General features: G+C 54.1%; 20 protein-coding genes and 1 pseudogene. 11 read left to right on the top strand and 10 right to left on the bottom strand.

Going from position 1 to position 24206, the window contains the following annotated elements; translation table 11 throughout:
- Positions 1–13: 13 nt before the first annotated feature.
- The 3 genes from EAW52_RS03260 (at position 14) to fba (ending at position 2594) form a co-directional block, all read left to right on the top strand.
- Positions 14–1177: a phosphoglycerate kinase gene (locus EAW52_RS03260; protein ID WP_010796101.1), complete on the top strand. Its 1164-nt coding sequence runs from the start codon at positions 14–16 to the stop codon at positions 1175–1177.
- Positions 1178–1182: 5 nt separating this feature from the next.
- Complete coding sequence (locus EAW52_RS03265) at positions 1183–1380, top strand: hypothetical protein (RefSeq protein WP_122041392.1); 198 nt, start codon at positions 1183–1185, stop codon at positions 1378–1380.
- A 149-nt stretch (positions 1381–1529) separates the two neighbouring features.
- Positions 1530–2594 (top strand): class II fructose-bisphosphate aldolase, encoded by a 1065-nt coding sequence (gene fba / locus EAW52_RS03270; protein WP_010796099.1) that lies wholly within the window; start codon positions 1530–1532, stop codon positions 2592–2594.
- A 52-nt stretch (positions 2595–2646) separates the two neighbouring features.
- Here the strand turns inward: fba and EAW52_RS03275 are convergent, their stop codons facing one another.
- Positions 2647–4860 carry a M48 family metallopeptidase gene (locus tag EAW52_RS03275; protein WP_162997574.1) on the bottom strand — a complete coding sequence of 738 codons (2214 nt, stop codon included), beginning with the start codon at positions 4858–4860 and terminating at the stop codon, positions 2647–2649.
- 258 nt (positions 4861–5118) lie between these two features.
- Here EAW52_RS03275 and EAW52_RS03280 point away from each other — a divergent pair.
- Positions 5119–5632, top strand: a pseudogene (locus EAW52_RS03280) (YgjP-like metallopeptidase domain-containing protein).
- Here the strand turns inward: EAW52_RS03280 and EAW52_RS03285 are convergent.
- Together EAW52_RS03285 and EAW52_RS03290 are read right to left on the bottom strand one after the other, a co-directional pair.
- Positions 5633–5893 (bottom strand): YebG family protein, encoded by a 261-nt coding sequence (locus EAW52_RS03285; RefSeq protein WP_122041394.1) that lies wholly within the window; start codon positions 5891–5893, stop codon positions 5633–5635.
- 102 nt (positions 5894–5995) lie between these two features.
- On the bottom strand, positions 5996–6478 hold the full coding sequence (locus EAW52_RS03290; RefSeq protein ID WP_122041395.1) for a GreA/GreB family elongation factor: 483 nt from the start codon (positions 6476–6478) through the stop codon (positions 5996–5998).
- A gap of 185 nt (positions 6479–6663) precedes the next feature.
- Between EAW52_RS03290 and EAW52_RS03295 the strand changes: the two genes are divergently transcribed.
- The 4 genes from EAW52_RS03295 (at position 6664) to EAW52_RS03310 (ending at position 11917) form a co-directional block, all read left to right on the top strand.
- Positions 6664–7341, top strand: coding sequence for a phosphoribosyltransferase (locus EAW52_RS03295; RefSeq protein ID WP_122041396.1), 678 nt, complete (start codon positions 6664–6666; stop codon positions 7339–7341).
- A 79-nt stretch (positions 7342–7420) separates the two neighbouring features.
- Entirely contained in the window at positions 7421–8440 is a 1020-nt protein-coding gene (locus EAW52_RS03300; protein WP_019367324.1) for an SDR family oxidoreductase, read from the top strand.
- Positions 8441–8734: 294 nt separating this feature from the next.
- A complete protein-coding gene (locus tag EAW52_RS03305; RefSeq protein WP_019367325.1) occupies positions 8735–10210 on the top strand; it encodes a lipid II flippase MurJ in 1476 nt (491 codons plus the stop codon).
- 495 nt (positions 10211–10705) lie between these two features.
- A complete protein-coding gene (locus tag EAW52_RS03310) occupies positions 10706–11917 on the top strand; it encodes an NAD(P)-dependent oxidoreductase (RefSeq protein WP_230382176.1) in 1212 nt (403 codons plus the stop codon).
- Between the two features lie 258 nt (positions 11918–12175).
- Here EAW52_RS03310 and EAW52_RS03315 read toward each other — a convergent pair whose 3' ends face one another.
- From EAW52_RS03315 to EAW52_RS03325, 3 genes are all read right to left on the bottom strand, one after another.
- Positions 12176–13336 carry an acyltransferase gene (locus EAW52_RS03315; RefSeq protein WP_122041397.1) on the bottom strand — a complete coding sequence of 387 codons (1161 nt, stop codon included), beginning with the start codon at positions 13334–13336 and terminating at the stop codon, positions 12176–12178.
- A 471-nt stretch (positions 13337–13807) separates the two neighbouring features.
- Entirely contained in the window at positions 13808–15187 is a 1380-nt protein-coding gene (gene dbpA / locus EAW52_RS03320) for an ATP-dependent RNA helicase DbpA (protein ID WP_122041398.1), read from the bottom strand.
- Between the two features lie 86 nt (positions 15188–15273).
- Positions 15274–15969 carry an HAD family hydrolase gene (locus EAW52_RS03325; protein ID WP_122041399.1) on the bottom strand — a complete coding sequence of 232 codons (696 nt, stop codon included), beginning with the start codon at positions 15967–15969 and terminating at the stop codon, positions 15274–15276.
- Between the two features lie 376 nt (positions 15970–16345).
- On the opposite strand from EAW52_RS03325, the gene EAW52_RS03335 reads away from it, so the two are divergent.
- Entirely contained in the window at positions 16346–17578 is a 1233-nt protein-coding gene (locus EAW52_RS03335) for a HAMP domain-containing sensor histidine kinase (protein WP_122041401.1), read from the top strand.
- Positions 17579–17647: 69 nt separating this feature from the next.
- Complete coding sequence (locus tag EAW52_RS03340) at positions 17648–18520, top strand: ABC transporter substrate-binding protein (RefSeq protein ID WP_122041402.1); 873 nt, start codon at positions 17648–17650, stop codon at positions 18518–18520.
- On the opposite strand, the gene EAW52_RS03345 is transcribed toward EAW52_RS03340, so the two are convergent.
- Together EAW52_RS03345 and EAW52_RS03350 are read right to left on the bottom strand one after the other, a co-directional pair.
- Positions 18405–19640 (bottom strand): diguanylate cyclase domain-containing protein, encoded by a 1236-nt coding sequence (locus tag EAW52_RS03345; protein ID WP_122041403.1) that lies wholly within the window; start codon positions 19638–19640, stop codon positions 18405–18407. The two genes, EAW52_RS03340 and EAW52_RS03345, sit on opposite strands and share 116 nt — an antisense overlap.
- 68 nt (positions 19641–19708) lie before the next feature.
- A complete protein-coding gene (locus EAW52_RS03350) occupies positions 19709–20038 on the bottom strand; it encodes a hypothetical protein (RefSeq protein ID WP_122041404.1) in 330 nt (109 codons plus the stop codon).
- On the opposite strand from EAW52_RS03350, the gene EAW52_RS03355 reads away from it, so the two are divergent.
- On the top strand, positions 20037–20246 hold the full coding sequence (locus EAW52_RS03355; protein ID WP_010796083.1) for a cold-shock protein: 210 nt from the start codon (positions 20037–20039) through the stop codon (positions 20244–20246). The two genes, EAW52_RS03350 and EAW52_RS03355, sit on opposite strands and share 2 nt — an antisense overlap.
- A 62-nt stretch (positions 20247–20308) precedes the next feature.
- On the opposite strand, the gene mdtD is transcribed toward EAW52_RS03355, so the two are convergent.
- Entirely contained in the window at positions 20309–21748 is a 1440-nt protein-coding gene (mdtD, locus tag EAW52_RS03360) for a multidrug transporter subunit MdtD (protein ID WP_074827043.1), read from the bottom strand.
- 131 nt (positions 21749–21879) lie between these two features.
- Positions 21880–24138, bottom strand: coding sequence for a type II secretion system secretin GspD (gene gspD, locus EAW52_RS03365; RefSeq protein ID WP_162997751.1), 2259 nt, complete (start codon positions 24136–24138; stop codon positions 21880–21882).
- Between the last annotated feature and the right edge of the window lie 68 nt (positions 24139–24206).

Raw genomic sequence — 24206 nt, forward strand, 5'->3', positions numbered from 1 at the left:
AGGGATTGCATACATGTCCGTGTTGAAAATGAGCGACCTCGATCTGAACGGTAAACGTGTCCTGATTCGCGAGGACCTGAACGTTCCGGTAAAGGATGGACAGATCAAGAGCGATGCTCGTCTGGTCGCCGCGCTTCCGACGCTGAAGCTGGCATTGGAGAAGGGCGCTGCTGTTATTGTCTGCTCGCACCTGGGGCGACCGACCGAAGGTGAGGCGAGCGCCGAGAACAGCTTGAAGCCTGTAGCGGAATACCTGTCCAAGGCTTTGAATCGTGAGGTTCCGCTGGTAACGGATTACCTGGGCGGTGTTGATGTACAGCCGGGTAATATCGTTCTGCTGGAAAATGTACGCTTCAACAAGGGCGAGAAAAAGAACGCTGATGAGCTGGCTCAGCAGTATGCCGCGCTATGCGATGTGTTCGTCATGGATGCCTTTGGTACCGCTCACCGTGCTGAGGGCTCTACCCACGGTGTTGCCAAGTTTGCGAAAGTGGCCGCAGCCGGTCCGCTGCTGGCCGCCGAACTGGATGCGCTGGGCAAAGCCCTCAAGGCGCCCGCGCGTCCAATGGCTGCCATCGTGGCGGGCTCTAAAGTCTCTACCAAGCTGGACGTTTTGAATTCCTTGTCCAGTGTTTGCGATCAGTTGATTGTAGGCGGCGGTATTGCCAATACCTTCCTGGCTGCTGCTGGTCACAAGGTAGGCAAATCTCTGTACGAAGCCGAGCTGGTCGATACGGCCAAGGCCATTGCTGCCAAGGTCAGCGTGCCTCTGCCGGTCGACGTGGTTGTCGCCAAGGAATTTGCCGAGTCTGCCGAAGCAACGGTTAAATCCATCAGCGATGTTGCGGATGACGACATGATTCTGGACATCGGCCCAGAAACGGCCAAGCAATTTGCCCAGCTGCTCACATCGGCCAAGACTATTCTGTGGAATGGCCCGGTCGGCGTTTTTGAGTTCGATCAGTTCGGTAATGGCACCAAAGTACTGGCTCAAGCCATTGCTGACAGCGAGGCATTTTCGATTGCTGGCGGTGGCGACACCCTGGCGGCTATCGACAAGTACGGTATAGGCGAAAAGATCTCCTATATCTCCACTGGCGGTGGTGCATTCCTTGAGTTCGTGGAAGGAAAGGTTCTTCCGGCGGTCGAAGTCCTGGAACAACGCGCTAAAGGATAATCGCCATGATACGTCTCGCTGCTTTTTCCGTACTTAGTTGTCTCATGCTGGCTGGCTGTGCCGGAGCAACATCCGACAAGGCCTGTCGTGCTTTCTCGCCGCCACCGGTCTCCGTTGCAACACCCACCGGCCAGAATGATGAGCGGATAGCCACGACAACCGGTGCATCCGATCAGACAACAAGTGCGGATGGTTGCCGTTAAGCGGGACGTAGTCTGCGGACCGAGTGATCACTCGAAATTGACGAGTTAAACGATACAGCAAGAGCAGTGCGCTGCTCTTGCTTGAAAAACAGCCTGCCAGTGGTGCAGGCTGAAAACATAATAGGTCCATACCGGGAGATAGGATCACCATGGCACTCATCAGCATGCGTCAGCTGCTGGACCACGCAGCCGAGTTTGGCTACGGCGTACCAGCTTTCAACGTTAACAACCTCGAGCAGATGCGGGCCATCATGGAAGCAGCCGACAAGACCGATTCTCCGGTCATTGTGCAGGCTTCTGCAGGTGCTCGTAAGTACGCAGGTGCGCCATTTCTGCGTCACCTGATTCTGGCTGCCGTTGAAGAGTTTCCACACATTCCCGTGGTCATGCACCAAGACCACGGCACCAGCCCGGACGTTTGCCAGCGTTCCATTCAGCTGGGTTTCAGCTCGGTCATGATGGACGGCTCTCTAAGAGAAGACGGCAAGACACCTTCTGACTACGAATACAACGTGCGCGTTACTCAGCAGACCGTTGCCTTTGCCCACGCCTGTGGTGTTTCGGTAGAAGGTGAGCTGGGCTGCCTGGGCTCCCTGGAAACCGGCATGGCAGGTGAGGAAGACGGTGTAGGCGCTGAAGGTACACTGGACCACAGCCAGCTTCTGACTGATCCGGAAGAGGCTGCCCAGTTCGTGCAGGCTACCAAGGTTGATGCCCTGGCAATTGCCATCGGTACCAGCCACGGTGCATACAAGTTCACCAAGCCGCCAACTGGGGATACGCTCTCCATCCAGCGTATCAAGGAGATCCATGCACGCATTCCAGATACTCATCTGGTCATGCACGGCTCCAGCTCCGTCCCTCAGGAGTGGCTGGCCATCATCAACGAGTATGGCGGTGACATCAAGGAAACCTACGGTGTGCCGGTCGAAGAGATCGTTGAGGGCATCAAGTACGGTGTTCGTAAGGTGAATATCGATACCGACCTGCGTCTGGCCTCTACCGGTGCGATTCGCGAATTCATGGCGAAGAATCGCAGCGAGTTCGATCCGCGTAAATACTTGGCGAAGACGGTATCGGCCATGCGTGATGTTTGTATCGCTCGCTACGAAGCGTTCGGTACTGCAGGCCAGGCCTCCAAGATCAAGCCGATCTCGCTGGACAGAATGTTCGAGCGTTATGCAAAGGGTGAGTTGGACCCCAAGGTCAACTGATCACACTTTAATAAAAAGCCCGCCTCGATGCGGGCTTTTTATTGGATGCAATTTAGAGTCCCTTGGCGGCCTCAGCCTCAAGACACCACTTGGCAAGCAGGTTGAAGGTGTATCGATAGCAATAGGTAAACGCTTCAAGCAAGGCATCACTTTTCTGGTAGAAGTCGAGGAGGGGACCTGCTTCGGCTTCAAGGTAGGGATGTTGCTGCTTGAGGTAACCGCCAATACTCTCGCCGGGCAAGATATATTGCTTGATGGCTTCGGCTTGTTTTACCAGGCGTTGTGTCCGGGTCCGGAAGTCCAGAAGCGCATAGTGGCTAAGCTGGTGGGTCTGCATGCTGCCTTGTAGACGATGAAGACTGTTGTATTCCTTGACCAATAACTGCGACTCGCGCAGTCGCTCATAATCGGGATAGAGTTCTGTGAGGGAAAACAGCAGCTGGGCCAGGTCGCGGGCTTGTGCATGCCCCGGATGATGGCTTTTGAGCGTCAGGTCGATACGCTGGCGGAGCAGCGCTGCCACGTCACTCATGACGGTACGAGCCGGGCTTTGCCAGGTATCGATATTCCTGTACTCGTTCAGATAGCGCTCTGGATCAAACGTGTTTACGCCATGGATATGGTTTGTGATCTGATGAGCGTTCAGCTCATCACAATAAGCCAACGTAAAGCGCCGCTGCACTTCTTTCTGTGCATGCTGCCAGTTGAGGCCTGTTTCCTCTGTGCGGTTTTTCAAGGCCGAGATGACGGCCGCCCAGTCCATGGTGGCCTTTTCTTTACCGGCAGGCGCATGCAGAGGAAGCCAGGGCAGGTCAGCCCATTGACCTAGTGTCCACCTGTTTAGAAAGGCAGTTTCGTTGTTCTGGTCCATATCGAAGGTAGCCGCGTTGGCTTCACGAAACTGGGTCAGGCTCACATCGAGTCCAAGTTTTTGATAGTACGCAGTCGTGACTTGTCGGCAGTACTGAGAGAAGTATTCGAATAGCCCGGTAGCAGGAGACGCATCTGTTATCAGCGCTGTGCTACCCAAGGCTTCTGCTGCCTCGATACGTTCGACATCGGCAGGATGAACACGCCAATAGCGTTGCCTGTCGCGCAGCTTGGCCTCCAGGCGGCGTTGCGTCTCGATATCGAGTCGGGTGGCGCCCAGGGCAGCAGCCTGTGGCATGTCTGCCAGCAGCGCGCCTTCGCTCCAGGTACTCACGTTCTGGCGATCTGCCTGCCTGAATGCCCAGCGTAACGCATGATGATGCAGGGTGGCGGCGCGAAACGTATCGCTGCCTGCAATCTGTGCTGCATAACGGTCTGCCTCTAACTCCAGCCGTTTACAGGCAGGCTTGGAGAGGCGGTAACTAAGCAAAAAGCAATAGTGCAGAAACTGGCGTGGCAGACGCATGCCGATGCGAGCGACCAGAACACCCAGGTTGGTCACTCGCGAGGTTTCAGCTTCGCTAAGGTGCTTGAGGCGCTCACCCAGTGCGTCCTTGAAGTGGGCCCGCTGGTCCAGCCAGGCATTGCAGAAATTGATAAAGTAGTAGCACCGCATATTGAAGCGCCGGGCGCAGTGGCCAAACTCATGCGCAAAGACGCCGGCAAGCTGTTGCCTGGAAAAGCCTGCCGCTAACGGTAGTCCCAGCGTCAAGGTGACATCGCCTTTAACCAGACCTTTCCAGCCGGAAGCCAGGTGGACCTTGGCATCTACTTCATTGCTCAGGTGAATTTCTATAGGGGTACGCACTTGCATGGCTGTGCACAAAGGAACCACGAATTCCCAGAGTGCTGGCTCCTGCCCTGGTGCGAGAATGACGGCTGGCTTCTCGCGACGACGAGCCGTGAATACAGGCTTTGCGGTAAAGAACAGGATGAATCCGCCCAGGCAGGCCAGGAAAGACTTTACTGCGAGAGGCCCCCATTCAGGTAATTCAACTGAGGTCAGGCTTTGTACATCGAGTGCAGGCAGTGCTATGAACAGGAGGGCGGCAATAACGGTAACCACCGCCACGTAGAAAAGCACGATCGCTGCACACCCAGTCACAACCAGTACGAGGTGAAGCATGTGCAAAAGGCTGAAGGGTGAGCGCGGTAGCACCTCGGATAATGCAGGCGAGGCAGAACTCGATGCGTGTGTTGCTTCCGCAGGGGAAGAGGAGGCGGGTTCAGCGGGTTGAGCGTCCAAGCCGATCTGCTGCAAGAGATCAGCAGCCAAATCCTTTGGAGCACGCGGGGTCAGCTCTTCTCCGCTTATAGCCAAGTCGGTATGAGACATATGCATTCCATTGCAACGCTGAGGGTATGGTCGATGCTGATCGCTGAATGAAAGAGACGACAAGCGTCACGGCATTTGCAGCGAAACAGCCAGATATAAACCACAGGATTGCCCACGCTTTTACACGGTTTCGATGGCACTTTGCTGTGCCTGACTCGCATTTTTAGGAGCGGAGGTCGACTGTGTTTTACAATAGTGGGCTGGTTCACTATTCAGGCGTCAGTGGTCCCACCACGGTAGCGAGTGACACGACCAATCATGGCTTCTCTTAAATACCTGCAAGGCTACCCGGCTTCACTGCAGGAGCAGGTTCGTCTGCTCTGTGAACAAGGCCGCCTACAGACATACCTGTCCAGTCGCTATCCTGGGTCTCACGCCATACAAAGCGACAAGGCACTTTATACCTACGCCCTGGAGATCAAGCAGACGCACCTCAAGAATGCGCCTGGTATAGACAAGGTGCTTTACGATGCAAAGCTTGGATGTGATGCAGAAAGCGCTAGGGTTACATACGGCCATTTCACGCGTACATGGCGGCAAGCTCAAGGCGAAAAAGGAAATAAGGATTGCCTCTTTGTTCAAAGAGGCAGCGCCCGAGTTTCTGAAAATGATTGTGGTCCATGAGCTTGCGCATCTGAAGGAGCACGAGCACAACAGGGCCTTTTATCAGTTATGCGAGCATATGTTGCCGGGTTATCACCAGATCGAGTTTGATCTGCGTGTTTTCCTGCTCTGGCGAGATCAGGAAAAGGCAGCCTCGGCAACATCGTAATCAGGCAGATTCTTTTCCGTTCAGCTCGGCTAGCACATCGGGCTGACTCTTGAACGCCTTGGCGAATAGATCGCGATGGCGAGCCATGTAGATACCGACATCTTCTGCCTGTTTGTCAGTCAGATCGGGTACGGCTTTTTGTAATACCACTGCCAGAGACTCAGCAAGCTCCAGCATTTTGTCATAGCGATCAGCTTCAGCTTTATCCATGAATAAGCGCTCCGGATCTCGGCTGCTGCGGTACAAGACTTCGACGGCCATTCATCACCTCATCGCCTTCGTCATTACTGTTTATATATACAGTATAGCTTTCCAGACTGGCTTTGACCAGCACCTGAGCAAAGAAAACCCGGAAAGGCCTGTTTATTCGACCGATACAACTTCAAATATTTGCTTTGTGCTGCCGATTGAAAGACTGATCTCTTTCCCTTCGGTTTTTCCCAGTAGCGCCTGCCCGAGCGGTGCATTGGGTGTGATCACCATGATGTCTCCGGTATCCGTCCTGATTTTAAGACCCGCTCCTGCCGGGCCTAGGAAAAAGGTTTGTTGCTTGCCTACGGTATCGCAGACAACGACCAGGGAAGACAGCTGAACACCATGTTCCGCCTCGTGGGTACGTATGACGAGATTACGGTAAGCCTGCAAGGACTGCTGAATCTCTTGTATGCGCTTTGAATAGCCAGCCGCTAGATATGCCGCTTCGAGTCCGCGAGTGTCGTATTTGTTTTCCGCTACGTTCTCTTCATGTGTCGCCGTTTCATGTGCAGCTTGCGCGGCGGCTATGGCGGCCTGAAGGTCACTTTGCAATGTACTCACAATGTGCTGGTAGAGCTGCTGTTTCGTCATAAAGGTGCCGGTACGTGACAGAAGCCAGAGTGTGAGACGTTGATAATCGCCTTTTAAATCTCTGGATGACTTACTGAGTTTTATTTATGACCGGTGAGTCATTTTTCAGCTTTGGGTCTATAAATAGGTAGGTAGAGATCCGTAAACAACCAGTCGGTGGCTGACCGAACGGCATAGGGCAGGCAATGAAACCAGCATGGAGCCCGGCAGTACTTTACAAGAATCGCAGCCAGGCAGGGCAGGTGCTGGCTGCGCGGCTGCGTCCGTATATCCACCATAACCCCATCATACTGGCAGTACCTCGCGGAGGTGTCCCGGTGGGGTATCAGGTCGCCAGAGAATTGGAGGCGCCTCTGGATGTGCTGATGGTGAGTAAGATCGGCGCGCCAGGTAATAAGGATATGGCGTTGGGGGCTGTTACTGATGGGACTGCCAGGCGGTGGGTAGCGAACCAGGCAATGTTGGAGTATCTCAACCCGCCAGCCGGATGGTTCGAGGCGGAGCGGGACCGGCAGATAGACAGTATCGAGCGGCGCAGGCGGCTGTACCGCGGCTATACCGATCCAATGGTGATTACCGGTCGTACAGTCATTGTGGTGGATGACGGCGTGGCGACGGGTAGCACTGCCAGGGTTGCGCTAGTCGCATTGGCCGAGGCTGCGCCTGCACGTCTGGTATGGGCGGCCCCCGTTGGGCCTTCAGATGTCGCCGAGGGGCTCAAAGCACTGGCCGATGACGTGGTTTGCTTGGCGACGCCCGATGTCGTCAAGCACATCGAGACCTACTATCAGGATTCTTGTCCGGTTTCTGACCAGGACGTCCTATCCCTGCTGGCAAGGTGTCGTTCAGATAGCCGCGTCTGATCATCCATATATCCGGTTGAAGGAATCCTGAAGGGCTTGAAAGGCTCCGATAGGAATAGATGACTATTGGAGCCTTTTAATGAAACCTGTACCCAAGCCGTTACATCAGCAAACGATCGTTATTACCGGTGCCACCAGCGGTATTGGTCTGGCAACTGCCCGAATGGCTGCTCAAAAGGGCGCGAAGCTGGTACTGGTATCACGTGATGAAGCTGCTCTGCAGTCCCTTCAGCATGAGCTCAGTCAGCAGTGGGGCGCACAGGCTATTCATGTTGCCGCCGATGTAGGCAATCGAGCTGATCTGGAGCAAGTGGCAAAAAGGGCAGTCGAGCGGTTTGATGGGTTTGATACCTGGGTCAACAATGCAGGCACACTGGTATGGGGGCGGCTCTGGGAAGTAAGTGAGGCTGACCTCAAAAAAGTATTTGAAACGAACTTCTGGGGCGTGGTCAATGGATCACTGGTGGCTGTCGAGCACTTTAGGCAGCGGGAAGGTGGAACCCTGATCAATCTGGGGAGTGCCTTATCGGAAGCCGTTGCTCCCCTGCAAGGTATCTACACCGCCAGCAAACATGCCGTCAAAGCCTTCACGGATGCTTTGCGTATAGAACTTCGCCACGACAATGTGCCTGTAGCCGTGACCTTGATCAGACCTTCCTCAACAAACACGCCCATTAACGACAGGGCCAAGAATTACCTGGCCCATACGCCTCACTTGCCGGCTCCGACCTATGTCCCGGAAACCGTCGCCCGGGCAATCCTGCGCGCTGCTGAACGGCCCAAGCGGGACGTGTACATCGGGAACAGCAAGCTCATAACCCGTGCGGCTCAACTGACGCCACGGTTATTTGACTGGATAGCTATAAAGACGCTGTTCGCAGCTCAGCAGAGTAAAACAGCCGATGCTTTCCCGTCAGATGCGTTGTACGAACCTGTCACTAGTGGCTCTACGAGGGGACGTAATCCCGGTCCCATGTTTCGCCACAGTCTGTATGCCCAGGCCAGCCAGCAGCCTGCCAAGACAGCGGCTTTGGCTGGAGCGGTGGGATTGGCTCTCTATAGTGGCTGGCGGCTTATCAAGACCTACAAGGCTGAATGATCGCCAACGACTGCTCGTTAATTGGAGACTGGCGCACAGATTTTGTGTGCGCCAGTCAGGTATGAGCAGGAAAAGCCTAAATTTTAGGAATGTTACGAAATATTTTTAGGATTGCGTTGTCAGTGCAGCAGCAAAGTCCCGGACGTGTGATATCTGCTCCGGGAGGCTTATACGGGAGCCGGTAAGCCCGTGCTGTGGTATCGAGTCCGAAGCCTGCTGTGTCTTGACTAAATGCCTTGTGTTTCTTGCAAGCGATCGGGCTTGGTATGGATGTAATTTTTCTAGGAAAGAAACATGAAGAAGACCGTAATTATCCTTCTCATCACTGTTGCGAGTTTTCTTCTCGGCTTTCTGCGTGATCTGTTGATCGCCAAGGAATTCGGGCTTAGCTGGGAAACGGACCTCATCTTCGTTGCGATGATCCTGCCGCTGTTCTTCGAGAATTTTTTCGGCCTCGCGTTACGCGATGCCATGATTCCCTACCTGCAACGCATACGATCAGAAAGTGAGGATCAGTTCATCCTGTCCAGTCGGTGGCTCTACTGGCGAGTCATGCTGTTTGGTCTTCTGGTTTCACTGTGTGCAGCCCTGGGCAGCCCTTGGGTACTCAAGGCACTGGCGCCTGGCTGGACGGCTGATCAGGTCAATGCGGGACTGCTGGTATTTTCCGTAGGCGCCTTCCTGATTTTCGTACAGGCCATCCTGTATTGTCAGGGAGCACTGCTGAGTCTTGACCGGATCTTCATCCTGCCGATGGCGCGTACAGTATCGATGAACCTAGGTGCCATCATTGGCATTTATGCGTTCTACCCCAGCGGAATCTACCTGTTTGCAGGCATGCTGATTCCACAGGTGATACTGATTTTTATCCAGCATCAGCGGATTGGTTATCTGACTGGCCGAGCAGTAAAAGGAAAGCTGGAAAGTCGAGGCTTCGAGTTTGTGCTGACCTTTGCGCCCGTGCTGGTGGCCGCAGGCGCACAGCAGGGATGCATGCTGGCTGAGCGCTTCTTCGCTTCCTTCTTGGCTGAAGGGACGATCAGTATGCTCTCGTTCTCTTATCGCATCGTTACCATCCCGCTTACACTTTATGCGCTGTCGGTTCTGGCTGTCATGTTTCCAGACATGGCGAAAAGCTGGGCAGATTCCGAGCACGATCGTTTCAATGCTGTATCCCGCAAGGCCTCACTGGCAACGTTGCTGTTCCTGGTGCCTGCCTCGGTGGTACTGATCGCTTTCCCTGAGCCTGTAGTCAAGGTCTTGCTTGAGCGCGGTGCATTTGGCGCGGCCCAGACACAGGCTACGGCTTCGCTGGTGGTGGCTTACGCTATTGGTCTGCCTTGGATGGGACTCGCTCTGATCTGGGGACGTGCCTTGCTGGCTCAGCAAAGGGGGCGTGCATTCCTCATCATAACCTTGGTCAGTTCCGCTCTGACGGTGCTGCTGGATGCTGTGTTGTACAAGATCTACGGTGCCAATGGCCTTGCGTATTCACTGTCGATTGGCTTTTTCGTGCAAGCGCTATGCATGGCCTATTTCCTTTATCAAGCATCACCCAAGGGATTAAGCGTTGCAGTGCTTGCCCGTTGGACGGCTGCTGCCCTGGCCGTTACGTTTGCCACGCTGTATGTAAGCCCTCAGCCTGACGGGTTTGTAGAGTTGGTGGCCTATATAGTGGCCTTGCTGCTGTGCCTGCTGGTCTGTCTGGTCGTTCTGGGTGAGCGTGACCTATTCAAGCGCTCGTACTGGACCGCTGTAAAAACAGCCTAAATCTGACAGGTTAGCTGAGGGACCAGCTAACCTGCGAATTCCTTATCGGTCACTGTCTTGCAATCGTCACAATTTTAAACTTATTCGCTATTTAAATTAAGAATTTGATTTAGGCTGGTTATAGCGCTTTAGACTTAATTTAAAGTGCTTTGCGAGCTTGTGCGGGCAGTAGTTTGATCTAGAGCATTAATTAATCCATTGGAATTATAAGGATTAATTCCATTAGATAAATTGGCGCTTTCTTTTTGACAGTAATTTTTTGAAATAAAACAAGCAACTAGGAACTTTTTAAACTAGCTTTGTGTCCTACAGCACGATTGTGAACGCGTTATGTCTGTAGGCAATCGCCAAGGCCTTGCTGCCAACTAATTCAAACTCCTAGTTACGACATATGCAGCGCTTTCTCTTCTGTTCGCTGCATACCTACCACTTCTGAAAGGATTCGTTCGTATGTCCAACCTCCAAGTAAAACGTGTCGGCGTTGTCGGAACAGGCATGATTTCCCGCTGCTTTGTAAGGTTGATTGCAAAGCATTATAAAGACCTGGTTATTTCCAAGGTCTTTACTCGCCGTAGCCTGAACACCATTTCGGATTTTCCACTTCCTGAGTGCCTGACCAATTCGCTGGATGAGGTGTTGGACAATTCCGACCTTATCGTTGAATGCAGTGGTGATGTCTACCACGGTACAGAGGTCATCGAGCGCGCCTTTCAGGCAGGTTTGCAGGTGGTGACCATCAATGCTGAACTGCAGGTCACCACAGGCTCCTATCTGGCCGGAAAAGGCTTCCTGACAGAGGCTGAAGGAGATCAGCCGGGTTCGTTGGCTGCCTTGCATGAAGATGCCATACAGATGGGTTTCAAACCCCTCGTATACGGCAACATGAAGGGCTATCTGAACCTGGACCCTAAGCCGGAAGACATGGCGTACTGGGCCAAGCGCCAGGGTATCAGTATCGATCAGACAACCTCGTTTACCGATGGCACCAAGGTGCAGATTGAACAGGTAGTCGTAGGCAACGGCTTCGGCGCTACTATTACGCGTCAGGGACTGGAAGGCCTTAAATCCACTAACTTGAACGAGACGGCCAATGTGTTGGCTCAGATGGCTGAGCAGCTGGGTCAGCCTATCGTCGACTATGTCGTACCGAGCGGTTATCCGGCTGGCGGCGTGTTTGTGGTATGCCGCCATGATGAAGATCAGGCACCTGCGATCGAATACTTCAAGTTGGGTGCTGGTCCTTACTATGTGCTCGTTCGTCCTTACCATCTCTGCTCGTTGGAGGTCGGCAAGACGATTCGCCGTGTGGTCGCGGGTGGTGGCGTTCTGCTGAACAACTCGACGACTCCCACATTGAGTGTCGCTGCTGTCGTTAAGAACCCGATGAAGGCAGGTGACATCATCGAACGTGGTATTGGTGGCTTCCAAGTGCGTGGTGAGGCCGTCAAGATTGCGGAAAATCCTGATCATCTACCGATCGGCTTGCTGAAGCATTCCGTCCTCAAACGTGCTGTTGCGCCGGGCCAGGTGATTACGTTTGATGACATCGAACTTGTGCCTAGCCGTGCATTGGACATTGTTATTGAGCAACATCGAGCCGTTATTCAAGCACAAATGCCGGGCCTGTTGAATACCAACGAACCTCGCAAGGCATTTCCTTTTGGCAAAGGGCTTGATGAAGGTTTTGGAACTATCCCAGTCGTTTAATTAAGCACTGAAGAAACCCTGTAATGCGGCAAGCATTACAGGGTTTTTTATTGTCTGCGCTTTTACAGTAGTTAGAGGCGGACACATGTCTGCCTAATAAATTACTACTGGTTTTAGTTTGTTAAAGGCCGAAGCAGCGGCTTGGTAAATTATAAGATGCTCTCAAATTCTGTTTGTCGGGTTAAAGATATATGCTGGCTTAAAGGCAATAAAAAACCGGCTGTAATAGAGCCGGTTTTTTATAGGGATGGAAAGAGATCAGATTGAGCCGTTAGGTAGGGCTTCCGTGGTAGCTTCTTTCTTACGGGTCAGGCGTTTACCTATCGCTACGCCTTTGAGTTCTATGTACTGGTAGGTATACCGGGAAACCAGTACTACAGTAATGAGCTGTGCCAAGACAACCAGATCATCCGTTACAGCGCCACCAGTCGTGATGTATTTAATCAGATCTGCCGGAGTGTCATGCGACGGCAGCATCGTTGTAAGTTCTTTGCCCGTTACTTTAGACAATACGATGGCAGCACTTTTGAATATATAAAGAATAGCTGCGTGAGTCATGTAGATTGAAAACGACAGGTTACCTAACTTTACAAAGTATTCACCTTGCAGGATGCGTGAGACAGAGCCTTTTTCGAACGAGAAGACCAGAATCAGGCAGCAGAACAATACGCTTGCAATAATACCCTTGTACTCAAGGTGAGAGACGATAACGGCATAGGTAATGCCAACGCTGAGTACTTCAAGCACCGTAAAGCTTAATGCGCTGAGTTGAAAATCCTTGATCTTGGTAAAGATGACATATGTGCAGGCGCCGGCAAAAAAGCAGGAGCAGCCCCTGAAAATGCCCGTTTTAAGAGGCGATTCCGGCAGGCACAGGACAATGAACGAGAGCAGGGAAATCAGCACAAAGATCTTGAGATGGCCTCTGCGAGCCAGAATCAGAATAGCCCCAAAGAGGAGGTACATGTAGTACTCAATACTAATGCTCCAGGAGGGGTAATTGAATGAGCCTGTAATGGTGTTATTGAGCCAGGCCTGAATCAGCAGGAGATTAGGGAGAAACTCGTGAGGCGCCGTTGCGCCGGAAAAGGCACCGTCATTGAAGTGCAGGCCTTTGCGCTCAGCCAGGTACTTTCCGCATTCCAGCGCTACATAGACGCCAAGCATGGTGAGATGCAGAGGGTAGAGGCGCAGGGTTCTATTGATGAAAAAGTTCTTGTAGTCGGTGAGACTGGAAAGTCTATGACCATAGGTGTGATAGAGGACAAAGCCGCTAAGCACAAAAAAGAATTCGACAAAAAGGTAAGCGTTGGTAAACAGGCTCATTTCCGCAAAGCTGTTTACAACGTACGTATGAAAAAGAACAACAGCCAAAGCACAAAGGCCACGAAAGCTATCGAGTACGGTAAATCTTCTCATCAGACTGTCTCGTCCTTACCAGTCATAGTCGATATTCATACTTCGGTAAAAGCCGGATGGCCTTTACTTTCCTTGAAGTAAGCTGCGGCCTAGAGCGAAGTGGCGACCCCACAGGCGTACCGGAAAGCAGCCTGTTTGACGGCGTGGTCACAGCTATCTAGAAGAGGTTATTTCAAGGTAACAAAAACGAACGTTACGAAGTGATGAATAGAACTCATTGCTTGCGTTTCACGAGGCGGTACAACGTCGATCAATCAGATATGCGACACCGCTAGAATTATTAGGTTAGCCACCTAAGCGTTAGCCTGACTCTTTGATCACTTTGGCCTAGCAAGTTCAGCCGGAAGGGTAAAAAGGCGAAATATTTTTTCGCAATTGAGAGGTTGTTTTTTATGAGTTTTTCGATTTGCCTGGAAATGATGCTTTCCGTTGAGTAAGGCAGCCGACAGTGATCCGCCGGCTGCTGTCGAGTTACAGCATGCGCACTTTAAAAGAGCGCCCCTTTATTTTGCCCTCGCTTAACCGCTTCAGGGCCTGACGTGCTGTGTCGCGCTCGATGGCAACATAGGCCTGATAGTCATGAACGGTGATCTTTCCGACCTTGTCTCCGGGAATACCTGCTTCACCTGTCAAAGCGCCCAGGACGTCGCCAGGTCTGACTTTTTCCTTACGGCCGCCAGCAATGCAAAGTGTGACCGTGGGAGGTACCAAAGGGGCAGGGTTCTCCAGCGTCAGCGTATCGATGGACTGCCAATTCAGCGGCGCCTTTTGTTTGTCCTCAATGGCTTGCGCGCGACCAGCCTCTGCAGGTGCTACCAGGGAGAAGGCCATGCCGGTTTCGCCAGCCCGGCCGCTTCGGCCGATTCGATGAATGTGGATATCGGCATCACGGGACAGCTCCACATTGATGACAGCTTCAAGGCCGGCGATATCGATTCCACGGGCAGCCACGTCAGTTGCTACCAGAACCGTGCAACTGCGATTGGCAAACTGTACAAGAACCTGATCGCGGTCGCGCTGCTCCATATCCCCGTGCAAGGCCTGCGCGGAGATCTTGCTCGCCTTCAGGTAGTCGACAACCTCTTGGCATTGCTGGCGCGTATGACAGAACGCAACGCAAGACTGAGGCCGAAAATGCTGAAGCAGCTGAAGAACCGCCTGAAGTCGCTGGCGCGGGTCTATTTCATAGAAACGTTGCTCGATACGGGTATCGTCATGTAACGCTTCGACCTTGATGGTCTTGGGGTTGCGTAGAAAGTTACTCGCTAGCTGTTCGATGCCTGAGGGGTAGGTCGCAGAAAACAGCAGGGTTTGGCGTCGTGTCGGGGTCTGGCCAAGGATGTCGGCGATAGCGTCATGAAAGCCCATATCCAGCATCCGGTCCGCTTCATCGAGTACAGCGACATTCAGGCCTTCAAGAGAAAGCGTCCCTTTGCGCAGATGCTCCTGAATACGGCCCGGTGTTCCAACGATTACATGAGCGCCGTGTTCGAGCGAAGCGATTTGTGGTCCGAAAGGGACCCCGCCACATAACGTCAGCACCTTGATGTTGTCGGCTGATCGCGCCAGCCTGCGTATTTCCTGAGCGACCTGATCTGCCAGCTCACGTGTAGGGCAGAGTACCAGTGCCTGACAGCCGAAATATCGGGTATTAAGGCCATTCAGCAGACCCAGACCAAAGGCGGCCGTTTTACCCGAGCCGGTCTTGGCCTGGGCGATAAGGTCTTCCCCTTTCAGGATAACCGGCAAGCTCAGGGCCTGGATGGGGGTCATCTGCTGATAACCCAGCGACTCCAGGTTGCCGAGCAGTGCATCGGAAAGTGAAAGGGTGGTAAAGGAGGTAGCGGTCACGGAGGGCCTGCAGCATGCAAAATAAAACGTGCAGTGTAACAGGCCGCTCGATAGGGGCTATCACGGTTGGTCGCAAGAGATAGCCGTCAGGCGTGTCCGCTGGTGGCCGTTTCCCGCAGGGCGGCAACCTGCTGCGGCAGTTGATCCATGTGGCTGATCAGCGCTGTCACGCCCAGGCGTCTAAGTGTTTCACCGTGCTCGGGAGGAATGTGGCTTGCACCTGTAAAACCGATCACACGCATGCCGGCAGCCAGCGCTGCGCGAACGCCCGTGGCGCTGTCCTCGATCACCAGGCAGTTTTCCGGTGATACGCCCATGGTACGGGCAGCCAGCAGATAGACATCGGGTGCCGGCTTGGGATGCTCCACCATGTCCGCGCTGAAGATATGACCGGCAACGCGCTCGGTCAGTCCTGCACGCGCCACGGAGGATACTACGCTGTGGCGTTGGCTGTTTGAGGCAACGGCCAGCGGCAGGTCAATGCGTTCGAGAGCCTCTTTGACACCAGGTATAGGCTCGACTTGCGTTGCAATCAGCTGCTCGGCGCGAGTGCGAATATCCTTGCAAATGCCTTCGGGGAGGGTAATGCCAAAGCGCTCTTCAACCCGCTGGATAATATCGCGCGTCGTCAGTCCGAACGTACCCTCAAGCAATTTTTCGAGCTCCGTTCTGGGGGCGTGACGGCTCAACTCGTCCATGGCTATGCGCTCCGACAGGATTTCGCTGTCGACAAGTACGCCATCACAGTCGCTGATGAGCAATTCGATCGCGTGTGGTTTCATCAAAGACGTCCTTAATGCGGCTGGCCAGTATGGCCGCAGACAAGAGGAAGGGATACCGGGCCTGCCTGGATGACAGGTCGTTTGCAAACAGTGCTCTGCTGATCTTTAGCTTGCATTACTGGGTTGCCTGTCACGTTGTACATGAGACAGGAGACAAATTATTTAAAGTGAGGCTAGGGTATGGGCAAAAGGCACTGCCTCGACGTAGTGTAATCGCTTCTGCCTTGTTCATGGATTGTGTCTCCACGCGCGGAGACAGGACTCTCGGCTGTGAAAAACAGGCCTTAATGGCTCTGGAATCGCCTCATTAGAAGGGCTTGCACAGAAAAAGTTTTGCAGCCGCGAGCGTTAGGGCCTTTTGGTGTGGAGCCTTGGGATGAGCCATGATGCGCCGTGCGTATCGGCTTGCAAGCCGGCAGAATTGATTGGAGATGCAACACGGTTGGCGGCGCTGCACAGGACGCAGCTTTTGGATACGCCACCGGAAGAGGGATTTGACCGGCTGACCGCCATGGCGGCTCGCCTGTTAGACGTGCCCATTGCGTTTATATCACTGGTGGATGACCGACGTGCCTTTTTAAAAAGTCAGTATGGCCTGCCGGATTGTCTGGCCAGTCACTGGGAACGATCGGCCTATGCGCTGGGTGAATGTATCCTGGCTGAAAGGGTGCCGCTGATTATCGATGCTGCTGCACAGCATCCTGTTGCTGCATCTTGGATGATGCTTCCCGCTGAAACAGGTGCCTTTTTAGCCGTGCCGCTCAAGGACAGTGATGGAGAGCTGCTTGGCTATTTTGCTGTTGCCGATCAGTGTTCCCGACTCTGGTGTCCCCGCGATTTGGAGCTTTTGAGCGAGCTGGCCTACTCAGCTACACGTGAAATCAAACTGCGTCTGGCGGTTCAGGAGGTGCGTCAGCATGCCAGGTGCGCCCGTATTGCCGTTCGGGCGCGTGAAGAGTTGCTGGCGGTCGTGGCGCACGATCTGCGAACGCCTTTATCGGTGTTGACCATGGCGTTCAGCCTGTTCGACGGGGTCGCCTTGAATGAGCGGCAGCGCGAAGTGGTCAGCCATGCACAAAAAGCCAGTGGTCATATGGGCAAGCTGATCGATGAGCTGCTTGAAATCTCTCAAATGGAGCAAAGCCAGCTGGAGCTTCGGCTCGCCTTGCTTGATCCGCACAAGCTTCTGGAAGACGCCGTTGCGATGCTGCAGCCGTTGGCTGAGCGGAGTGGCATACGCTTGCTGACGTCCTGTGAGCAGGAGCTGCCAACCATAAAAGGAGATTACGAACGCCTGCTGCGCGTCTTTTCCAATCTGGTGAGCAACTCCGTGAAGTTCAGTCAGCCCGGCTCGACGGTCTGGGTATCGGTCGTTCGTGAGGCGCAGGGGGTGCGCTTTACGGTCAGTGACAACGGGCCCGGTATTGCTGAAAGCGATCTGCCATTTATTTTTGATCGCTACTGGCAGGTTAAAAAGCGTGAACACCAGGGGGTTGGCCTGGGGCTGGCAATCGTGAAAACCATTGTCGAGGCGCATGGTGGTACGATCCAGGCCAGCAGTACTTTGGGTGAAGGCAGCGATTTCTGTTTTCATCTGCCGCTGGCGTAAAGCCGTCTTAGAGACTACATACTTAAGAAGATCCTGTTCATTGCATTGTCATGCCAGTAGGGAGGCTCTATGCGTGTCCTCACCTTTTGTTGCCTGGCTTTGACCTGGTCGTGCTCGCTCCTGGCCTGGGCCAGCCCTCCACTTCGATTGGTTGGAAACCATTGGGAGCCGTATGTCATGACTTCGCCGGTCGGCCAGGGCCTGGCCGTAGATATCGTCAGGACGGCCCTTGGCCGCTCCGGATACGAGACAACGTTTCGTGAGGAGCCCTGGGAGCGGGTGCTGTATGGCATACAAAATGGCTCCCATGATGTGATTGTCGACATCTGGTACGCGCCCGAGCGAGAGCGCCTGGGGCAGTTTTCCAAACCCTTTCTGGCAAACCGCCTACGCTTTATCGCATTGAAAACGCGCGCGATTACCTTTTCCACGCTGGAAGATTTAAGGCCGTACCGGTTGGCCGTCGTACGGGGATATGCCTATTCGAAAGAGTTCGATCAGGATCGAACTCTGGACAAGATCGCGGTTGCCGATTTCGAGCAGGCTTTGAGAATGCTGTTAGCGGGACGTGTCGATCTGGCAATCGAAGAGGAGCATGTGGCCAGGCGTGTGATCGAGCGCGTGGCCAGTGCTCAATCGTCCCGGCTTCAGTTTCTGGACAAGCCGCTGGCGGAAAAAGGCCTGCATATGTTGGTATCGGAAGATCATCCTGAGCAGGAAAAAATCATTGCTCAGTTTGACGATACGATCGAGCGGATGAAGGCAGATGGTACCTATGCCGACATTTTTGCCCGCTACGACCTGGCGTGGCCGCCAACTCAGCAGGTCAGTGACATAGCGTCATGCCACGCCCGCTGCGCTTTGCCTGATAAAGACGCTGGTCGGCCACGTGAAGTGCCGGCTCCAGCGCCTGGGTCTGCAGGTTGGCAACCCCGGCACTAAAGGACAGCAGGGGTGCGTTAGGCAGGTAATTGAGCCGGGTGCAGAGTTTGCGGAAGATATCCAGGCGTCTGGCCAGCTCCTGTTCGCTTGACTGGCTCACCAGTGCGAATTCCTCTCCGCCCAGGCGGCCAATGATGTCTTGCGGAAAATGTGTTCGCAGGGCATGGGCAAACGCTATCAAGGCGGTGTCGCCACCGGCATGTCCCATCTGATCGTTGATGTTCTTAAAAAAATCAATATCCAGCAGGGCAATACTAATGGGTTGCGACTGGGCTTGCGCCAGGTTGATATGCAGCTCGGCTTTTTCCTGAAAGGCTCGCCGGTTCAGGAGGTTGGTTAGTGAGTCATAGCGGGCTGCCTGTTGTAACGCCCTTAGCAAGTCGCGTCGCTCGAGCATGGCCATGACACGGCAGTTGAGTTCTTCCGGGCAGAAGGGTTTGCGTAGGAAGTCGTCGGCGCCGTGCTTGATGAAGCGTGCGCTAAGGATGCCCTGTGGATCAGCCGAAACCCCCAGGATCAGCAGGTCGTGCCGTTTGAGCTGCTGACGCAGGCGCTTGACTAGCTCGAAGCCCAACAGGCCGGGCATGTCATGGTCCAGGATCAGCAGGTCGATATCGTTTTGCGCCTGAAGCACCCTGAGCGTCTCGTTCCCATCCGTACTCTGCAGCGGCTGAAACAGCTGTGATGAGAGCACCCGACACATGTAGTGCCGCGAGACGGAGGAGTCCTCTGCAACCAGTATCTTGACGTTCTGATTCTGGACCAGCCGGTGCAGGAGTCGCAGCACATAGTCATAGGAGTACTGGCTCTCCTTGATAATGTAGTCGACGACGCCCTTGTTGATGAGCTCATCGCGATGACGCTCATCGTAGCGACCGGTCAGGACAATGCAGGGCACCTTGTGGGCAAGGATGACATCCACGACCTCGCCGTTGGGCGAGTCGGGCAGGTTCAGGTCGGCTATGGCAGCAAAGAACTGACCGGGGCTGGTCTCCAAAAGAAGTTCAGCCTCGGCCAGCGATGCGCAGAATACCGGTTCGAACAAGGGCTCCTGTCGAAAGAGGTGCGACAAAAGCTTGAGGACCAGTTGGCTATCTTCTACGACCAGAATATTACGCACGAAATGGATTCCCGAAGTGGTGCTCATCAAGCATGGCATATATCCAAAAACACGCTTATTTAGTGTTTCTATAGACATGTCATGCTAGGAGAAGTAAACCTGATGACGGCATTGATTACTCCGTTGATCGCGTCTGAAGTACCGGTTATCCCGTTTGCGACAGGCGGCTTTCGTGTAATCGCTTTCGTAATAAATTTATCGTAGAGTTCAAACCACTGTGTTTGCTTGGGTCGCTGTTGATCGTGACCTGAGGCGGTAGGTTTCCACGTGGCCCCGTCCTGCTCGATTGGTATTTCTCCTTGCAACGCAGTCCCTGGCGAATGGTCTGATGGCGCATCGTTCAGGGCAATAAAAGCTTTAATAACAAAACCCGATTTACCAAGGAGCAACATCTTCATGTCGAATCGTCAGAACGGCACCGTCAAGTGGTTCAACGAAACCAAAGGCTATGGCTTCATTACTCCTGAAAGCGGTCCCGACGTTTTCGTTCACTTCCGTGCCATCGAAGGCAATGGTTTTAAGACCCTGGCAGAAGGCCAGCGCGTCAGCTTCGAAGTTGTGCAGGGCCAGAAAGGCATGCAGGCTGAGCACGTTCAGGTGGTTTGACCGCTGAGCGCCGAAGCAAAAAACCCGAGAATGCTCTCGGGTTTTTTTATGCTGCTGAATCATCAGGCCTCTGCGCTCTGCGGGCTCTTTTCCGGCTCCTCGACGCGATGCGAAGGCGCCTTGCGGTCAGGATTGCCCGGAAGCTGCCCGAAAATTGCGGCAGCCAGAATAGAGAGCAGCCCAACGCTGAGGTAGGTGGCATGGAAGGCGGACAGCACATCGGTATCGGCGTAATCATCCTTGAACCCACCCAGCAAGGCAGCGGCGCAGGCGACGCCAAAGCTCATCGACAGCTGCATGACCACGGACAGAAGACTATTGCCGCTACTGGCCTGCTCATCGCGTAGATCGATCAGTGTCACGGTATTCATGGCGGTGAACTGCATCGAGTTGACCGCGCCCAGAAGGCCCAGGTGAATCAGCAACAGTGGATAAGGCGTCTCCGTGGTGATTAGGCTCAGGCTGGCAATCATGCAGCCCAGTAAAATGGTATTGCCGATCAGTAATCGGCGATAGCCCAGGCGGTCGATGATCGGCTTGGCGATGGGCTTGACCAGCATTGCCGACAGCGCAAGCGGAATCATGGTCATACCTGCCTTGGCCGGTGGAAAATTCATGCCCACTTGAAGCAGCAGAGGCGTCAGAAAGGGCAGCGCGCCACTGCCCAGGCGAGCAAACAGATTACCAAATATGCCAACGGCAAAACTGCGGGTGCGGAACAGTTGCGGCGAGAAGAGCGGACGCTCGATACGTAAGGCTCGCAGCCAGTAGGCGATCATGCAGGCGAGTCCGCCCACCAGCAGCAGAACCACCCGGGCATGAGGCATGTGAAGCTCGCCCAAACCCTCCAGGGCAACCGATATCAGGATCATTGCCGCGCCAAACAGCAGGAATCCAAACCCGTCGAAGCGCATAGGAATGGGGCTGCGCAGGTCAGGCATCAGTTTTGAAGTGACATAACAGCCCAACAAGCCCACCGGCAGGTTGATCAGAAAAATCCAGTGCCAGGAGGTTGCTTCCACTAGCCAGCCGCCTAGGGTAGGGCCGGTCAGCGGGCCGATCAGACCCGGCACGGTGACGAAGCTGAGTATTCGCACCAACTCGGTACGAGGATAAGCCCGCAGGATGACGAGCCGCCCGACTGGCAGCATCAGCGAGCCTCCCAGACCTTGAATGACGCGGGCTGCGATCAACAAGGGGAGCGAGGGGGACAATGCACATAACAGTGAGCCAAAAGTGAACAAAGCGATGGCGCTGAAAAAGACCCGCCGTGTTCCGAAGCGATCGGCGATCCAGCCTGAGGCCGGAATCAGCAGCGCGACCGTCAGCATGTAGGCGATCACGACGCCCTGCATGCGCAACGGATCTTCATTGAGATCATGTGCCATGCTGGGAAGTGCAGTATTGAGGATCGTGGCGTCGAGCGATTGCATGAAGAATGCAATGGCAACCAGCCAGGGTAAATAGCGAGCGGTACGGGCATCAAGTAGCGAAGCGGACATAAGTGATCGTACTTCCTTTGTGGCCAAAGGGTTGGAACGCAGGACGCCTCAAGCGTTCTGCCCATGTCGCGAAGGGAAATGCCTGAGCACCTGGTGGGCCGCCTGACGATGCAGGCGACCCACCAAGGTTGTCAACGGGAGGTGTCGATCTGGCTGACAGGCTTGATGGGACTGATCAGCTGGAGTTGCTGACGGTACTCATCCGTGATCTGGCTCGCCTGACTGTTGCTGGTGATCACACGTGGTGTGATGAGAACTATTAGTTCGGAGCGACCTTTATTACGTGCTGTACTACCGAATAGCCAATGTAGTCCGGGGATCCGGCTGAGATAGGGAACACTATTGTCAGTTTCAGCCTCGCTCTGCTGAATCAGGCCTCCTAACAATACGGTTTGCCCACTCTGCACTGCTACTTGTGTAGTAACGGCTCGGGTAGAAATTGATGGGTTCCCATTAGCATCAGTCGTCGAGCTTGCATCGCTGACCTGCTGCTGGATATCCATGTAAACCAAGCCGCCGGGATTTATTCGGGGTACCACATCAAGAATGACGCCGGTTTGTACATACTGCACACTACTAAATGTTGAGTCACTGGTTGTACTAACAGACGTTTGAGTGATCGGAATATTGTCTCCTACTTGAATTTGCGCTTGCTGGTTATTCATGACAACCAAGGACGGGGCAGATAGCACACGCGTATTACCGTTCGTCTCCAAGGCATGCAAGGCTACCTGCAGGTTATTGCTGACAAAAGAGTAAAATAGGGCATCACTTGAACTTAACGCAGCGCCACCTTGCCCTAGTGCACCCTGGCTGCCAGAGGTATTGGCGATACCCTCAGTGCTGGAGTTTCCGGCGAGATGGCCTAAATACCACTGCACACCAAGACTAAGTGAGCCTGTCAGGCTAACTTCCAAGACACGAGTTTCAATCTGAACCTGCATGGGGGCGTTATCCAACCGTTTGATGGCGGACTGAATTTCGTTCCATTGTGAAGGGCGGGTCCGAATAAGCAGTTGGTTACTACTTTTCTGCGCCGTGATACGAACGCCTGTGTCGTTGGTATTAGAATCACTGCCGCCCGAGGCACTGCTATTCGAGTTTTCGTTATCCGTATCAGACGCGTTCCGGTTACCTGTCGTACTGTTACCTGTGTTACCGCCACCAATGCCACTGTTGCTGCCAATACTGGTAGAAAGGCCATTGCTGCCCAATCCTCCCAAGCCCTGGCTGCTACCAGTAATACCGGTGGTACCTGTTGTACTGGTATTTGTTCCTGTTGAGAGTGTCGTTGTACGCAAACCCGGAGCAACCTGTGCTTCTGGTTCTTCAGACACTGCTTCGTTACTATAGATTTGGCGTAAATAGCGGGCTAGATCTGTAGCCTTCATATTGCGTACGTCGTACACATACATCTGCGGCTCGTTGCCGCCGCCCTTATCGATGGTCTCGATCCACTGACGAACTTCGTTCAGATATTCAGGCTGTGAAGAAATGGCCACCACCGCATTGGTGCGTTCGATCGGCAGGAAGCGGAGCATACCGGCCAGCGGGGTGCCGCTCTGCGGGCCGAACAGGCGATCCAGCTCCGGCATCAGCTCTGCCACACTGGCGCGCTGCAGGCCAAAGACACCGATAGACATGCCCTTCAACCAGTTCACATCAAAGGTACTGATGGTTCGCTGATAATTGGCAAGCTCGTCGGGCGTACCGGCCAGCGCGATGACATTGCGCGAGGGGTCCACCAGCAGGAAAGCGTTTTCACGGGCAAAGGGCTTGAGCAGCTTCTGCATTTCCGTGGCGGAGATGTAGTCCAGCTGGAACAGGCGGGCAGACAGGCCACTGCCTGGCTCCGGCATCTGTAGCGCCGGCACCATGCGGCCTGCCACGGCCTGGTTGGCTGGTACAACCATGTAGCGATCGCCTTCACGCACCAGGGCGTTATTGGTCCAGGATAGCAACGTCTCCAGGATCGACAGGGCTTCGGTTTTTGCAACGGGCTTGGACGTGGAGAAAGTGACCTCACCCTTTACGTCCTGCGCGATGGTGTAGTTCACCTGAAGCAGATCGCCCAGGATACTGTTGATCACTGCTCGAATCGGCTGGTTGTTGAAGTTGAATACCACACCGCCGTCCGGCGCCGCTGACGGCTTGGCGGCAGGTGTCACTCGACTGTTGATGAAGCGGTTATCACCACGAATGATCTGACTGCGGGCCGGTGTACGGGGGTTATCGCCCGTTTCGGCCGAGCTGGGAACATTGGGCGAGGGCTCTCTTACCAAGGGGCGTTGGCTGCCTGTTCCGGCCAGACCTTCACGCAGCAGGGCATCGTCCTGCTGCGTATCGGTGGCCGGTGAGATACAACCTGCCAGCAAGGTGGCGGTGGCCATGCAGGCCAGGGGGTAACGCAAGGTCACGATTGTAGTGCTCCATAATAGGGGGCGGCCGCGTTGGCCAC

Source organism: Pseudomonas sp. LTJR-52 (assembly GCF_003691465.1).
GTDB lineage: Bacteria > Pseudomonadota > Gammaproteobacteria > Pseudomonadales > Pseudomonadaceae > Chryseomonas > Chryseomonas luteola.